Genomic DNA, 14,430 nt, shown 5'->3' with positions numbered 1-14,430 from the left:
TTATTTTTTAATCAGATCGTAGAGTTCATCCAGTTTAGGAGATAATACGATTTCAATCCTTCGGTTTTTACTCCGGCCTTCTGGTGTAGTGTTTGATTCCAATGGCTGGAATTCACCTTTTCCTGTTGCGGTCAGTCTCACACCTGGCACTTTCTCAGTCTCTGTCAGATAACGGACTACTGATGTAGAACGCAATACGCTCAGATCCCAGTTATCTTTGATCTGGCCGAGGTTAGTTATTTTTTGCGAATCTGTATGTCCTTCCACAGCAATAATGATCTCAGGCTGTTCTTTTAAAACCTTGGCCAGTTGAGTTAATGCCTGTTTTCCTTTTTCATCAATCACAATACTACCTGAAGGGAATAATAACTTATCCGTCAGAGAAACATAAACTTTACCATTTTTCATTTCCACAGTTAAACCGTTTTTAGAAAATCCAAGTAATGCCTGCTGTAATTTCTCTTTTAGCTGATTAGAAGCCTCATCACGTTTACGCAAAATATCTTCCACTTCCTTTAAACGCTGTTCGCGTTTTTTAAGATCCTCTGACAGCTTACTGATAGCTGATGAGCTATTATTCTTCAACTTGGCATAACTGCCGTCTATCGCATTATATTTACCCTTAAGCTCATTTAATTGTCCGTTCAGATTCGCAGTATCACGCTGTAATTTTGCAATCGCACTTTGCAGGTTATCAATAGACCCCTGGGCCCCGGTCCAGCCATTACTCAATGAATCCTGTTTAGCCAGCAAAGCTTTATACTTCTTGGGAGAAAGGACAACACATGAACTGAATGCACTGGCCAACAAGCCAACTGCCAAAAACAAAACTACTCTCTTCATAATTATGGTGCTATAGCTTTACGTAAAAAATTAACAAAAGGATAAATAATGGTAAAGGCCTGTTTTAACCGGTTAACCATTCCTGGTTTCACTAGTTCTTCATCAGTGATAGGAAAAGTTGCGATATAACTTTTAAGTTTTAACAAACCAATCTGAGGATGGTCAGTATCATAACCCTTCGGGGCATTTTTCAAGGTATCTTCCTGACTCAGTTTGAACACAGATGAGAAGTCCTTCGATTCAATGATCTCCAGAAATTCCGAGGTATTGTAATCAATTTCTTCCCTTATCTTTTTCAGCAGAGAGGCTTCGGGCATCCAGTAACCACCCGCAAAAAAAGATTTGCCCGGTTGCAGATGCAAATAAAACTCAGGTCCATTTCCATTCGTGTTTTTTACCGAAAAAGAAATTCCGAAATTGTTTTTATAGGGGTCTTTGTTTTTGCTGAACCTGACATCTCTATAGATCCGCATTACACATTTTTTGGCCTGTGTTTCCAGTGGGAATTGTGGGTCTACAGCAGCCAGAACAGGGATAAGTTCCTCAACAAAACTAATCACATCGGCCTTTGCCGTTTCATAAAGTTCCTTATTCAGGGCAAACCATTCCCTGTTATTGTTTGCTGCTACTGCGCTTAAGAAAGCAAGTGTTTCCGGCTTAATCATTGTCTGTCGTAATAAGCGTTATAACTAATTTTTGGCGAGAGCCAATGTAATAAAATCACTCTTGAATAACGATAATTAAATGGGGCAAGAATAAAACAGCCACTAAAGATAACCCCCACATAAAGCCATAAAGAATCAAATTCCAGATTTCCTCCCGAAAAAACATAAGTGGCAATTCCGATAGTAATCATTTCCATGACATTCATGGCATAACTCACATACATAGCAGCATAAAAATATCCAGGTTCTATTTCGTAACGCTGCCCACAGTGACTGCAGATATCATTCGTACGCTGCAGATTGAACCCATATAAATTACCTGTAAAAATGTCCCCTCTGCGACAGTGCGGACATTTACCATGTACTAAAGCATATAGTTTTGTAGTTTTCTCCATTATACAAAGAGAAATATCAGGAAGGGATAGAGTTGTTGTTTTGTGAACGACGATACTTTTTATACCATAAAACACCAATACCAGCAATCAGCAAATAAGGAATCGCCATCAGGTAAAGGACACCAGTATTTAATCCTACAGCCTGAGTATTCCCATTTTTCGTTCCCTGCTCAGCACTTATGGTACACATTGCACACTGCGCCGAAGCTGTCTCTATACCCGAACCAGCAAATACAGAGATCAAAAGAATAAAGATGATAAATGCTTTCTTCATTGGATTATGATTAAATACTATATAATGCAAATATATGATTAAACGAATAAACAAGCCCGGCATTACATAAGTTCAATGTAAAAATACCAGGCTTTTTATTAAAAATTATAATAAGGGGAAATCATCAGGTAGACAATTACGCCCGTGACAGCCACATATAACCATACCGGATAAGCCCATCTCACAATCTTACGGTGACGTTCAATTTGCATACTGAACCCTCTGAGAAAACTGATAAGGATTAATGGCAGTACGATTACGGCAAGCATAATATGCGTAATCAGGATAAAGAAATAAATCATCCGGGTTCCGCTCACAGCCGCCAGTTCTGCAGCAGATAAAACTCCGTTGTGATCTATATCCCCATATTTAGTATCCTTTTCATATAAGTGGAACAGGATATAAAAAACAAGGAAAAGTGCAGACAAGATAAAAGTAATCACATTGGTCACTTTATGCGCCTGTATGTTTTTCCTTTTGATAAAAATCAGTGAAAGAATCAGTAATCCGGCACAAGTCGCATTAATCCCTCCGATGATATGCGGTAATAAATAAATAAATGACGGTTTTACCGCTGGTGGAGGTACAATCTTCAGGGTAATTACCACAACAAGTACTACTGCGGTAACTATCCAGATCAGACGTAAAAAGAATTTATCGTTAATATTCATGGTGTATTTATTTTCAGCTTCAGGTGCCGGCAAAGCCAATCTACCTTCCGTCTCTTACATTTCTCAGTTCTTCAGCTACAAGAACTTTTATTTCATCATCCAGTTTAGATAATGCCTCCTGGTTGGTTGCATCATAATAACCCCTGATGCGGTGCTGAGGATCCAGCAGAACGAATAAATTACTGTAAATGAACTTACGTTCACCTTTTTCAAAATGCTGCTGAGCATCAATATACAGCCCTTTATTAATCCAGTCATATACAGCAGTGCTATCACCGGTCAGTAAATCCCATTTACCAGCCTTTGCCTTCAGTTGAGTTGCATAAGGAAGTAATTTTGCCGGGGTATCATTTACCGGATCTATACTTAAGCCCACAAAGTGAATCAGTGGGTTCTTGCCATAAGTATGTGCATACACATTCATGGCTTTATTCGCAAACTCTACTGCATAATTGTTGCCTGTTGTATAGAATAAATTCAGGACGATGATTTTACCTTCATAATTCTTCCACTTTACAGTATCAGCCTGCTGGTTGATAAAACTGAAATCAGGTAACTGATGATAAATGGTATCCGGAATCTGTTTACCCCTTTTGGAATGAAAAGTAGATGCCACTTTTTTAGGGCCGAAAAAAGGTAAAGGTTTATACCTGTTTTTACCTTGTTCAACCAGTTCATAATATAAAAATCCCGGTACCGCTAAAATCGATACCAGGATTAAGATTTTTTTTATTGAAGCTAACTTCATGAATTAAACGGTCATGTGTATGTGCAAATAACCGCCTTCGATCAGCATCAGGGTAATAAAGTATGCAATAAATATAAATGCCAGCCCCAGTGACAATTGCAGCCCGGTCTTTTCAAACTTAAGGTGCATAAAGTAAGCCACAATATAATATGCTTTTAAAAGAGTTAATAAGATGTAGGCAATATTACCAGCAGTATGAGGAATCAGATTTTTAGGTAAGATAACCAATGCAATAATAAACTCTACAACAGTAATCCCTAATAAGATAAAGAATACATGCCATATTTTTGATTTGCTCAGGCCAGCGTGCTCATCGTGTGCATGCTCATCTGCGTTTTGTAAGTTATGTTCAGACATAATAATATTTTTTGAGGAATTAAACTAAATAGAAAAAGGTAAATACGAATACCCAAACCAAATCAACAAAGTGCCAGTATAAACCTACTTTTTCGATCATCAGGTAATGACCACGTCTCTCGAAAGTACCATTGATCGTCATACATAAGATGATGATATTTAACAATACACCTGTGAATACGTGGAATCCGTGGAATCCGGTAATGGTAAAGAACAGGTTAGCAAACTGCTGGGCCGCCACGTTAGACACCGGACCAACAAAGAACTCCTGTAATGCTTCCGGACCAGGGATAGATCCCCACCAGAAACCTTCATGGTGAAGGTGAGACCATTCCAGAGCCTGACAGCCCAGGAACATGAAACCACCGATAATCGTCAGAATCATCCAGATGATAACTCCTTTTTTATAACGTCTGTGACCAGCCTCAACAGCCAGTACCATTGTTACAGAACTCATAATCAGGATAAAAGTCATGATACCTACGAACACCAATGGTGCTCCTTTATCAAGTACACCTGGGATAGACTGGAATACCAAATCCGGATCAGGCCATGTAAATTTAGTGAAACGTTGCGCCCCGTAATATACTAATAATGAAGAGAATGTAAATGCATCTGATAGCAAGAAAAACCACATCATTATTTTTCCGTACTCTACCGACCACGGTGAACGGCCGCCACTCCATGGAGTAGTTTTTACCTGATCTAATTGTGATAATGAATTCATTTTAAAAATTGTAATAGTTTGTTAAAAAGTCTAACTGTTCAAAAGTAAAAAAACATAGAGATATATCCATAATATATCTATAAAATGCCAAAATATAGAGGCAATTTCTATCCGGTATACCGCATTTTCAGGTTGAACTTTGCTGTATGCCCCCCAAAGGCTGTTTAGTATAAAGCAAAGACCGGCTAAAATATGCAGCAAGTGCATACCTGAAACAATATAAATCACAGAAATCGCTGCATTATTGTTCACCAGGGTAGCACCACTCTGATATAATGCCGACCAGGCATCAAACTGAAGATAAGCGAAACCAATGCCTAACAGCATGGTTAACCAAAGAAATATTTTCTGTGTCTGTATATTCTGGCGACGAACCGCCCTTGCGGCAAAGAATAAACAGATACTGCTTAATACAAGTACTGCAGTACTGTACATAAAGACATCCGGAAGAACCAAACCATGTCCTTTACCCTTAGATGCTGCAAAAACAATATAATAACTTGTAAATCCTCCAAACATAATAGTCGAGGAAACTACAAAAAGCCAAAGAACAAATTTCTTAGCTTTTAAGGAAGCAGACATCCTATCCTGACTCACTTCTTCCTGTTTCAATGTATGTACCATATAAAAACTATTTACCTATAAAATCAAACAATAAAATCAGTTGTACCAACGGGATATAAAAGAAAGAACAGAACATCACTTTACGTGCACTTTCCACATCCAGTTTAATCAGCAGTTTAAACGCCGTTAAAGAGAAAATCACCCCTGCAACGATTGATACACCGGCTATATAATAACCACCAAAACCATATACAGTAGGCAATAAACTTACCGGAATCAATATCAATGTACTTAAGAAAATAAGAACTGCACTAGTCTTATCCCTTTTCTTGGTTGGCAGTAATCTGAAGCCAGCCTTTTTATAATCGTCATCCAGAACCCATGCAATTGCCCAGAAATGCGGAAACTGCCACACAAACTGAATCAGGAACAGAATTCCGGCAACTTCATAATCTACATGCGTAAAATTCGTCGTATGTCCCAATGCAGCTAAATAGCCAATCAGTGGTGGTAAAGCACCCGGAATAGCACCTACAAATACAGCAACCGGGGATTTTCTTTTTAATGGTGTATAAGCAAAAGCATATAAAAGAATAGAAAACACCGACAAAAGACCAGTTTCCAGATTTAGTTTACCTAATAACCAGGTGCCCAGCATACCCATGATCAGTCCTAATACCAATCCTTGTCCTGTGGTCATTCTGCCCGCTGGCATCGGACGGTCCATCGTACGGGTCATCAGTTTATCCAGATCCTTTTCTATGATTTCATTAAAGCAATTCGCTGCCGCGGTGACCAAAAAACCACCGGCTACCAGAATAAGCCAGTTTCCCCAGTCAATAGACGGAACTTCTCCCCTGGCAACCTGCATCCTTGAACCAATTAAAAAAGTAACTGACGCAGAAAACACAACCAGAAAAGTAAGTCTGAATTTGATGAGTTTAGATAGGTCTGAGAAAAATAATTTCAATTCTATATGTTTTAATATTATTGATTATAAGTACTTGTTCTGTATACCAGCAGGTATAAATAAAACTGGAGTGTAAACAGAACTGTAGAGAACACTAAATGAACCACCTGAGCTGCAGGCGGCAATGCAAAGGTAGACAATAAAATCCCACTCGCAATCTGTACGAGCAATACCAGAACTATTGAATTCCCCAATTTTAATTCAGTTGCCTTCCCTCCGAATTTATTCATCACAAACTGATAAATAAATGCATTGAGCACAACCACTCCAATCGCCAGATCACGGTGATAAGAGAAGATATCCCCTATTTTCCCGATCCAGGTATTTCTTTCCTGGTATAACAGGCTTTTCGATACTGCATCAATTGCCTCTCTGACCTCAGTCCCTAATACGATTTGCAATACACTCAATATTAAAGAAACCAGGATCAGTACTTTTAACCAGAATACTTTCGAGATAACTACCGTATCTACTTTATAAAGGGTCTGCGCATAGTAATAAGTATAAACCAGCACAGCCAGTAAAACCAGAGCCAGTAACATATGTACAGTCACCACCCACGCTGTCAGATTTGTAGAAACTACTATAGAACCTAACCAGGCCTGAATTACAACCACAAAAAGGTTGAATATGCTTAATATAATAATCCTTTTGGCGCTCTTCCTGTAGATCAGTGAAAATCCCGCAACAGCTATTAATAAAAAACCCGTAGTTACACCTGCCAGTCTGTTGATATATTCTGTCCAGGTATTCGCCACATTAAAAGACTCAGGTACACTGATAGTCTGATCATGACGGATACTGTCAGCCAGATTACTTTTACCCATCTTATCCAGCAATTTCGCAAACCTTTCGTTCTTTGCTAATCTTCCGGCAACGTATTTTTGTTTGTAATCCTTTGGAAGCTGATCCACCGAAGTAGGTGGGACATATTGATCAAAACATTTTGGCCAGTCCGGACAACCCATACCTGAACCAGTACTACGTACTACTGCACCAGCTAAGATGAGTATTAACGTCACTACTATAGTAATCAGGTTTAACCGGATAAATCTCTTTTCAGATTTAGGAACCATTGGTTTGATTTTAAAAAAAATGAGGTTACCGTTCTAAGTATATACTCAAGCAGATAACCTCATTGTATATTAAAAGACGGATATATTAATCCTGTGTTGTTTTCTCTTTTGCTTGTTTTTCAACCCATTCTCTCTGGATACGCTCAGATTCAGCATTTCCTTCAAAGTCATGTGGCATGTTAGAGCTCATTGTCTGAGAATAAGGTACAGTCTGAGGAATGAAATCATGCTCAGCACCTGGTTTACTGTAATCATATGGCCAACGATACACTGTTGGGATTTCTCCTGGCCAGTTACCATGGATATGCTCAACAGGTGTAGTCCACTCTAATGTATTTGACTCCCAAGGATTCTGTACTGCTTTTTTACCAAAGAATATAGAATAGAAGAAGTTAAACAAGAAAGCCACCTGAGCTAAAGCCGCAACGATTGCTGCCCACGTTACAAAGATGTTTACTGTAACCCATTTCTGCATGAATTCAAATTCAGTAAAGGCATAATAACGACGTGGAACACCATCCAGACCCAAGAAGTGTAAAGGGAAGAACACTAAATAAGCACAGATAAATGTAACCCAGAAGTGAAGATAACCTAGTTTAGCGTTCATCATTCTACCGAACATTTTTGGATACCAGTGATAAACACCAGCCAACATACCAAAGATCGCAGCAGATCCCATTACCAAGTGGAAGTGGGCAACTACGAAGTAAGTATCATGAAGATTAATATCAAGTGATGCGTTACCTAAGAAGATACCAGTTAAACCACCAGAAATAAAGAATGAAACCATACCAATAGCACATAACATAGCAGGCGTGAACCTGATATTACCGCGCCATAAGGTAGCCAGGTAGTTGAACGTCTTAACGGCCGAAGGAACAGCAATAATTAACGTAGTGATCATAAACACACCACCCAACAATGGATTCATTCCGGTTACAAACATGTGGTGACCCCACACGATGAATGACAGAATAGTAATACCAATTAAAGAGTAAACCATCGCATGGTAACCGAAAATTGGTTTTCTTGAATTTACCGAGATAACCTCAGAAGAGATACCTAAAGCCGGCATAATTACGATATATACCTCTGGGTGACCTAAGAACCAGAACAAGTGTTGCCATAAGATCGGTGAACCACCTTCGTTAGGCAATACCTGAGTACCCATTACAATGTCAGACAAATAGAAACTTGTACCGAAACTACGGTCAAAGATTAATAATACAACACCTGCTACTAAAACAGGGAATGATAAAATACCAAGGATTGCAGTTAATAAGAAAGCCCAGATAGTTAAAGGCATTTTCCAAAGATCCATTCCTTTAGTACGCATGTTTAATACAGTACTTACATAGTTGATACCACCCATTAACTGAGAAGCTACAAAAAGAACCATACTTACTAACCATAATGTCATACCAAGAGCCGATCCCGGGATTGCTTTTGGTAAAGCAGATAAAGGAGGGTATACTGTCCATCCGGCACTTGCAGGTCCCGACTCAATGAAGAATGAGCTCATCATCACCACACAGGCGATGAAGAATAACCAGTACGAAAGCATATTCATAAATGGAGATGCCATATCCCGTACTCCGAGCTGAAGTGGGATCAGCAGGTTACTAAAGGTACCGCTCAATCCTGCGGTCAGTACAAAGAATACCATGATGGTACCATGTATTGTTACCAGGGCCAGGTAAAATTCAGGTTTAATCCTTCCTCCCTCAGCCCATTTTCCTAAAAATGTTTCCAGGATAGGAAAACTCTTATCAGGCCATGCTAATTGCAGACGAAATAAGATAGACAATCCCATTGCAATAACAGCCATAACGATACCAGTTATTAAAAACTGTTTAGCGATCATCTTGTGATCCTGGCTAAATATGTACTTTGTTATGAAAGATTGTTCGTGATGCCCATGATCGTGACCGTCATGGTGATCGTTGTTATGTGTATCGTGTAATGTTATAGTTGACATAATGCGCTATTCCAGTATAATTATTTTTTTAAAGCCGGTTTGTTCATTGCTACAGCAGAAGAATCCTTCGCAGGTTTTTTAGCTGTGCTATCAGCAGGAGCTGCTGCTGGTGCAGCTGCATCCGGTACTGTTGGCAAGCCAAATTGTTTTCTCAAATCGTTATTGATAAACTTAGGTTGTTTAACTACCCATGCATCATATTCAGCCTGACTAACAACCCTAACAACTTTTTGCATGTTATAGTGACCAGATCCGCAAATTTTCGAGCAATAGAAAAGATATTTAAATGCTGGATCATTTACTTTAGTCTGCATGTCGGCAGTAGTAATTGTAGGTGTGAATTCAAAATAAGAAGTCATACCCGGAACAGTGTTTAACTGAACTCTGAAATGCGGCATGTAGAAACTATGCAGAACATCTTTACTGGTCAGGATTAATCTCACTGGTTTATTTACAGGAATAACCATTTCTTCGGCCATCTGATCATCAAGGTTGTTTTTATCCTTGAAGTCCATACCCAAACTGTTAGTTCCGGTAATCAGCTTGTAGTTTTTCTTTCCTACAACACCATCAGCACCAGGATAACGGATTGTCCAGGCAAACTGCTGAGAAGTAATCTCAATGCTCAGTGGTTTGTTATTCGGATCTTCGATCTTATAGAAGATTGATCTCCAGGTAAGGAATCCCATTAATACCAATACAGTAAGTACTAAAGCCGGAACGATTGTCCAGATACGCTCTAACGCATTATTGTGCGGATAGTAATATGCTTTTCTTTTACCAGTATTTTTGTAGAAATAAGAGAACAGGAATAATACAAGGTGCGTTCCGATGAATACAATAGTAGTCAGGATCAGCGTGATGTTAAACATCTGGTCAATCTTCTTACCATGTTCCGAAGCAGCTTCAGGAAGAAGCATGTTTCCATGAACAGTATATTCGAAATAAACACCGTATAGACCGACGATTAAGAAAATCACAAACAGAACACCATTAATAGTATTCCAGTTGATTCCGGCAGGTTTATCCTGAGCTTCACGTGTCAATTCATATACCCGCATTGCCTTACCTACTATTGCTATAAATAAGCAAAGCAGTAAAAATAACAGGGTATAAAATGCTGCCGATTTGTAGATCGGGAACATATCAATAGGTTTAGCCGTAGCGGCAGCACCGGCGGCAGCTTCTTGTGCAAATGCGCTCGTAGTTCCAAACACAGTAACAATTACTGCCAGAGCCGCTATTGTCTTATTGCTTATATATTTTCTTAAACTCATTTTCTTAAAAGTAGTACGATGTACTTCTACTATAAATTAATGTATATACTCTCTAACCCTTTGCTTACAAATGGTGATTCAAACTTTCCTGAAGGAAAGGGTGATTCTTTGCAATTAGTGGTTTCTTACTTAATGCAGTCAATACTGTAAAGGTAAACAAGCCTACAAAACCTATAGCTGTTCCTATTTCAATAATACCAAAACCATTATGTGATTCTACAGTTCCAGGCATAATCATCTGATAGTAATCTACCCAGTGACCGCACAATACAACTATACACACACCAAGCATGATATTTTCCTGTCTTTTATTGTCACGGTCCATCAGTAATAAAACCGGAGCCAGGAAGTTCATCACTAAATTCAGGAAGAACCAGAACTTATAGAACTCAAAACGTTTGTAAAAATACACAGTTTCTTCCGGCATGTTGGCATAATAGATCAACATAAATTGAGCAAACCATACATAAGTCCAGAAAATCGAGAATCCGAAGATGAACTGACCTAAGTTATGCAGGTGGCTATTGTTAACCCATTGCATGTAACCAGCTTTTCTTAACAGGATGATGATTACCGCCATTGTTGCTAAACTGCTTACCCACATTGCTGCGAAGTTATACCAGCCAAACATCGTAGAGAACCAGTGTGCTTCTAATGACATCACTGTATCAAACGCAAATATCGGCGTAGTAAATCCATAAATAACAAGGAAAATACATGAGTATTTAAAACTCTTGGTATAAGAATTTAAACCACCTTCTAAATCTTCGTTATTTGATAATTTAGAAAGTAATAAAGCGAAGAAACAATACAGACCTAAAAATATAACCTGACGTCCTAAAAAGAAAGGTACATTTAAGAAAGCCGATTTTCCATCGATTAATTTATCGTAGTTAGGATCTGCCGGATTAGTTAATCCTGGTGCGTTCCAGTGATGATAAAGGTTATGCGTGTATAAACCCATACCAATAATAGCGATCAGGATCACTACTGCAATAGGCAGTGTTTTTGCCATCGCCTGAGGTACACGTAATATAGATGCAGACCATCCAGCTTGTGCGACAAACTGAACAGCTAAAAAGAATGCACCTGACATACATACACAGGCGAAGTAATAGGCCATAAGTAACAGGTTGGCGAAAGTCCGCTCATGAAGTCCATGATCAGAAAAACCGTAAGCTATACTCGCGATACCGATTACGATCGCTGCAATGCTTAAGTTTTTAGCTTTCCCTGTAAACTCAAACTGCTCAGTTAAATTATAATTGTGAGTTCCCATTTATATCTGCTTTTCTATTGTATTTTTTGTAATTGTTGAACATACATCACTACTTTCCATCTTTGATCTGGAGTAAGCTGAGAAGCATGTGATCCCATGTTATTTAAACCGTACATGATAGTATGATAGATTTTTCCTTCGGTTAAATCTTTCATTAAACCACCACGTGATGATGCTGCATCACCATGATAAGCCGGAACACCTGTAAATTTCTCAATTTGAACCAAATGACCTTTACCATCACCTTTGTCACCATGACAAGGACTACAGAATACAGTAAAGTAATGTTTACCAGATAATAAATTCTGAGGAGTCTTAGCTAAAGGATTGTGCAGGTTTGTACCAGCGGCTTCATAACCTTCTTTAGTATTTGCATACTCATACTTTACAAATCCTATCGGATCTGTATTTGCAGGAGGAGTTTGCGCAGTCTGACCATTTGCAAAGTTTTTATTTGGCTGATCAGGATCATAAGCGATGTGATCATACATATTCCTTGCATATTCCAAACCTGGATTATTCTTATCCCTGCAAGACGAAAGTGTTGCAACAATGGAAAAAACAACAAATGAGGCTGCAACTATTTTATTCTTATTCATAGCTAATATACTTCCTTTCATTGTGCTTAACTTCTATAGCACCAGCTTCTTTTAATAATCCATCAATTTTACTGTGATCAGCATTTTCCTTTGCATCAACTGCGATAATAAATCTGTCATCAGTTGCTCTTAAGTCCATTACTCTTGGCGCTCTTCCTGGGAAAAGGTGAGTAGATGCATAGTAAGATCCAACTAAACCAAATGCACAAAACAAAATGGTTACCTCGAACATAATCGGAATAAAATCCGGTAATGCGAATGCTGGTTTACCACCAATATTATGTCTCCAGTCTACAACTGAGGTCAGATAGATCAGGGCGAATGCTGACATTGTTCCTGTTATCCCGCAGAAAAATGCAAGGATATCTAATCTTGATCTTTTAATTCCTAGTTTGGCTTCGATGCCGTGGATAGGCATAGGCGTATAAACATCATGGATCTTAATGTTGTTCTCCTGTAACTTTTCGATGCCATGCATCATTTCGTCCGGATCGCCAAAACTGCCTAAAATATATTTGATATTACTCATTGTTATATTTTTGCGTATTCTTCTTGTTTAACACTATCAAATTTCTCTAAAGATTCAACGTATTCCTTTACCTGAACTTTATCTAAATGACCTTCTTTAATCTGTGCAAGTTTAGCTTGCTCACTTGATGTTTTAAGTAACAGTTTCACCTCAGCAATCGCAATTGAAGGAAGGACTCTTAAGAACAACAGGAATAAAGTAAAGAATACACCGATTGAACCTACAAAGACACTTACATCTACCCATGTAGGATAGAACATCGCCCAGCTTGAAGGGAGGTAATCACGGTGTAAAGAGGTTACGATAATTACGAAACGCTCAAACCACATACCGATGTTTACCACGATAGATAAGATCCATGTTGCAGGAATGCTCAAACGGATTTTCTTGAACCACAGTAACTGCGGAGAAATTACGTTACAAGTCATCATCATCCAGTATGCCCACCAGTAAGGACCAGTAGAACGGTTGACGAATGCATATGCTTCATATTCTGAACCTGAATACCAGGCAATAAAAAACTCTGTCAGATAAGCTACACCTACGATAGATCCTGTTAAGATGATGATTTTGTTCATCGACTCAATGTGGAACATGGTGATATAGTTTTCCAGACCTAATACTTTACGGGCAACCAGTAATAAGGTTAATACCATGGCGAAACCAGAGAAGATCGCACCAGCCACAAAGTATGGAGGGAAGATTGTAGTGTGCCATCCCGGAATTACCGAGGTAGCAAAGTCCATTGATACAATCGTGTGTACCGAAAGTACCAGTGGTGTAGAGATACCCGCAAGGATCAGAGACACTGTCTCAAAACGCTGCCATGTTTTAACGTTACCGCTCCATCCGAAAGAGAAGATAGAATAAACTCTGCGGCGTAAACCTGTTGCACGGTCACGGATAGTTGCAATATCCGGTAACAGACCCGTGTACCAGAATAATAATGATACAGAGAAGTAAGTTGAGATCGCAAACATATCCCAAACCAGTGGTGAGTTAAAGTTTACCCATAATGATCCGAACTGATTCGGTAATGGTAATACCCAGTAAGCTAACCATGGTCTTCCCATGTGTGATACAACATAAGTTGCGGCACAGATAACGGCGAAGATCGTCATCGCCTCTGCCGAACGGTTAATTGAGTTACGCCAGTTCTGACGGAAAAGCAATAGTACTGCAGAAATTAGTGTTCCTGCGTGACCAATACCTACCCACCATACGAAACCGGTGATATCCCAGGCCCATCCTACAGTTTTATTTAATCCCCATGCTCCGATACCGTTCCAGAAAGTATAACTTACTGCAACTAACCATAAGGTTGCTCCCATTAGGGAAACAATGAAACCTATCCACCAGGCCCTGTTCGGCTTATTCTCAACTGGCATTAAGATATCATCCGTAATTTTTGCATACGTGATATCACTGCCGGTGATTAGTGGTTCTCTTAATATTGATTCGTTATGTCCTGACATAAT

17 protein-coding genes are annotated in these 14,430 nt (G+C 39.0%); all 17 read right to left on the bottom strand.

Annotation, left to right across the window (positions count from 1 at the left end; translation table 11 throughout):
* Nucleotides 1–843 (bottom strand): flagellar motor protein MotB, encoded by an 843-nt coding sequence (locus HDF25_RS23940; RefSeq protein WP_184628938.1) that lies wholly within the window; start codon nt 841–843, stop codon nt 1–3.
* A gap of 2 nt (nt 844–845) precedes the next feature.
* Complete coding sequence (locus HDF25_RS23935) at nt 846–1,508, bottom strand: DUF2461 domain-containing protein (RefSeq protein WP_184628937.1); 663 nt, start codon at nt 1,506–1,508, stop codon at nt 846–848.
* Nucleotides 1,505–1,903 carry a DUF983 domain-containing protein gene (locus HDF25_RS23930; protein WP_184628936.1) on the bottom strand — a complete coding sequence of 133 codons (399 nt, stop codon included), beginning with the start codon at nt 1,901–1,903 and terminating at the stop codon, nt 1,505–1,507. Before HDF25_RS23930 ends, HDF25_RS23935 begins: the two co-directional genes overlap by 4 nt.
* 16 nt (nt 1,904–1,919) lie before the next feature.
* The gene (locus tag HDF25_RS23925) at nt 1,920–2,177 is read right to left on the bottom strand and encodes a hypothetical protein (protein ID WP_184628935.1); all 258 of its coding nucleotides are present in this window, start codon (nt 2,175–2,177) and stop codon (nt 1,920–1,922) included.
* A gap of 98 nt (nt 2,178–2,275) precedes the next feature.
* Entirely contained in the window at nt 2,276–2,848 is a 573-nt protein-coding gene (locus HDF25_RS23920) for a DUF420 domain-containing protein (RefSeq protein ID WP_221451015.1), read from the bottom strand.
* Nucleotides 2,849–2,888: 40 nt separating this feature from the next.
* Nucleotides 2,889–3,596, bottom strand: a complete 708-nt coding sequence (locus HDF25_RS23915; RefSeq protein ID WP_184628934.1) for an SCO family protein — start codon at nt 3,594–3,596, stop codon at nt 2,889–2,891.
* Nucleotides 3,597–3,599: 3 nt separating this feature from the next.
* Entirely contained in the window at nt 3,600–3,953 is a 354-nt protein-coding gene (locus tag HDF25_RS23910) for a cytochrome C oxidase subunit IV family protein (RefSeq protein WP_184628933.1), read from the bottom strand.
* Nucleotides 3,954–3,972: 19 nt separating this feature from the next.
* Nucleotides 3,973–4,680: a cytochrome c oxidase subunit 3 gene (locus HDF25_RS23905; RefSeq protein ID WP_184628932.1), complete on the bottom strand. Its 708-nt coding sequence runs from the start codon at nt 4,678–4,680 to the stop codon at nt 3,973–3,975.
* 30 nt (nt 4,681–4,710) lie between these two features.
* Entirely contained in the window at nt 4,711–5,304 is a 594-nt protein-coding gene (locus HDF25_RS23900; protein WP_184628931.1) for a heme-copper oxidase subunit III, read from the bottom strand.
* Between the two features lie 7 nt (nt 5,305–5,311).
* Nucleotides 5,312–6,214 carry a heme o synthase gene (cyoE, locus tag HDF25_RS23895; RefSeq protein ID WP_184628930.1) on the bottom strand — a complete coding sequence of 301 codons (903 nt, stop codon included), beginning with the start codon at nt 6,212–6,214 and terminating at the stop codon, nt 5,312–5,314.
* A gap of 17 nt (nt 6,215–6,231) precedes the next feature.
* The gene (locus HDF25_RS23890; protein WP_184628929.1) at nt 6,232–7,290 is read right to left on the bottom strand and encodes a COX15/CtaA family protein; all 1,059 of its coding nucleotides are present in this window, start codon (nt 7,288–7,290) and stop codon (nt 6,232–6,234) included.
* 85 nt (nt 7,291–7,375) lie between these two features.
* On the bottom strand, nt 7,376–9,268 hold the full coding sequence (locus HDF25_RS23885) for a cbb3-type cytochrome c oxidase subunit I (protein WP_184628928.1): 1,893 nt from the start codon (nt 9,266–9,268) through the stop codon (nt 7,376–7,378).
* Nucleotides 9,269–9,288: 20 nt separating this feature from the next.
* On the bottom strand, nt 9,289–10,545 hold the full coding sequence (locus tag HDF25_RS23880) for a cytochrome c oxidase subunit II (protein ID WP_184628927.1): 1,257 nt from the start codon (nt 10,543–10,545) through the stop codon (nt 9,289–9,291).
* Nucleotides 10,546–10,609: 64 nt separating this feature from the next.
* Complete coding sequence (locus tag HDF25_RS23875) at nt 10,610–11,824, bottom strand: quinol:cytochrome C oxidoreductase (RefSeq protein ID WP_184628926.1); 1,215 nt, start codon at nt 11,822–11,824, stop codon at nt 10,610–10,612.
* Nucleotides 11,825–11,838: 14 nt separating this feature from the next.
* Nucleotides 11,839–12,423 carry a c-type cytochrome gene (locus HDF25_RS23870; protein WP_260409455.1) on the bottom strand — a complete coding sequence of 195 codons (585 nt, stop codon included), beginning with the start codon at nt 12,421–12,423 and terminating at the stop codon, nt 11,839–11,841.
* Nucleotides 12,416–12,952: a DUF3341 domain-containing protein gene (locus HDF25_RS23865; protein WP_184628924.1), complete on the bottom strand. Its 537-nt coding sequence runs from the start codon at nt 12,950–12,952 to the stop codon at nt 12,416–12,418. Before HDF25_RS23865 ends, HDF25_RS23870 begins: the two co-directional genes overlap by 8 nt.
* Before the next feature lie 2 nt (nt 12,953–12,954).
* Nucleotides 12,955–14,427 (bottom strand): NrfD/PsrC family molybdoenzyme membrane anchor subunit, encoded by a 1,473-nt coding sequence (nrfD, locus tag HDF25_RS23860; protein WP_184628923.1) that lies wholly within the window; start codon nt 14,425–14,427, stop codon nt 12,955–12,957.
* Between the last annotated feature and the right edge of the window lie 3 nt (nt 14,428–14,430).

This window comes from Pedobacter cryoconitis, assembly GCF_014207135.1.
GTDB lineage: Bacteria > Bacteroidota > Bacteroidia > Sphingobacteriales > Sphingobacteriaceae > Pedobacter > Pedobacter cryoconitis_D.
This window is presented reverse-complemented; position numbering and strand designations above follow the sequence as displayed.

Bases quoted from the DNA above. Each gene is read 5' to 3' on its own strand.
- HDF25_RS23940 (WP_184628938.1), bottom strand. From the start codon at position 843: ATGAAGAGAGTAGTTTTGTTTTTGGCAGTTGGCTTGTTGGCCAGTGCA.
- HDF25_RS23935 (WP_184628937.1), bottom strand. From the start codon at position 1,508: ATGATTAAGCCGGAAACACTTGCTTTCTTAAGCGCAGTAGCAGCAAAC.
- HDF25_RS23930 (WP_184628936.1), bottom strand. From the start codon at position 1,903: ATGGAGAAAACTACAAAACTATATGCTTTAGTACATGGTAAATGTCCG.
- HDF25_RS23925 (WP_184628935.1), bottom strand. From the start codon at position 2,177: ATGAAGAAAGCATTTATCATCTTTATTCTTTTGATCTCTGTATTTGCT.
- HDF25_RS23920 (WP_221451015.1), bottom strand. From the start codon at position 2,848: ATGAATATTAACGATAAATTCTTTTTACGTCTGATCTGGATAGTTACC.
- HDF25_RS23915 (WP_184628934.1), bottom strand. From the start codon at position 3,596: ATGAAGTTAGCTTCAATAAAAAAAATCTTAATCCTGGTATCGATTTTA.
- HDF25_RS23910 (WP_184628933.1), bottom strand. From the start codon at position 3,953: ATGTCTGAACATAACTTACAAAACGCAGATGAGCATGCACACGATGAG.
- HDF25_RS23905 (WP_184628932.1), bottom strand. From the start codon at position 4,680: ATGAATTCATTATCACAATTAGATCAGGTAAAAACTACTCCATGGAGT.
- HDF25_RS23900 (WP_184628931.1), bottom strand. From the start codon at position 5,304: ATGGTACATACATTGAAACAGGAAGAAGTGAGTCAGGATAGGATGTCT.
- HDF25_RS23890 (WP_184628929.1), bottom strand. From the start codon at position 7,290: ATGGTTCCTAAATCTGAAAAGAGATTTATCCGGTTAAACCTGATTACT.
- HDF25_RS23885 (WP_184628928.1), bottom strand. From the start codon at position 9,268: ATGTCAACTATAACATTACACGATACACATAACAACGATCACCATGAC.
- HDF25_RS23880 (WP_184628927.1), bottom strand. From the start codon at position 10,545: ATGAGTTTAAGAAAATATATAAGCAATAAGACAATAGCGGCTCTGGCA.
- HDF25_RS23875 (WP_184628926.1), bottom strand. From the start codon at position 11,824: ATGGGAACTCACAATTATAATTTAACTGAGCAGTTTGAGTTTACAGGG.
- HDF25_RS23870 (WP_260409455.1), bottom strand. From the start codon at position 12,423: ATGAATAAGAATAAAATAGTTGCAGCCTCATTTGTTGTTTTTTCCATT.
- HDF25_RS23865 (WP_184628924.1), bottom strand. From the start codon at position 12,952: ATGAGTAATATCAAATATATTTTAGGCAGTTTTGGCGATCCGGACGAA.
- nrfD (WP_184628923.1), bottom strand. From the start codon at position 14,427: ATGTCAGGACATAACGAATCAATATTAAGAGAACCACTAATCACCGGC.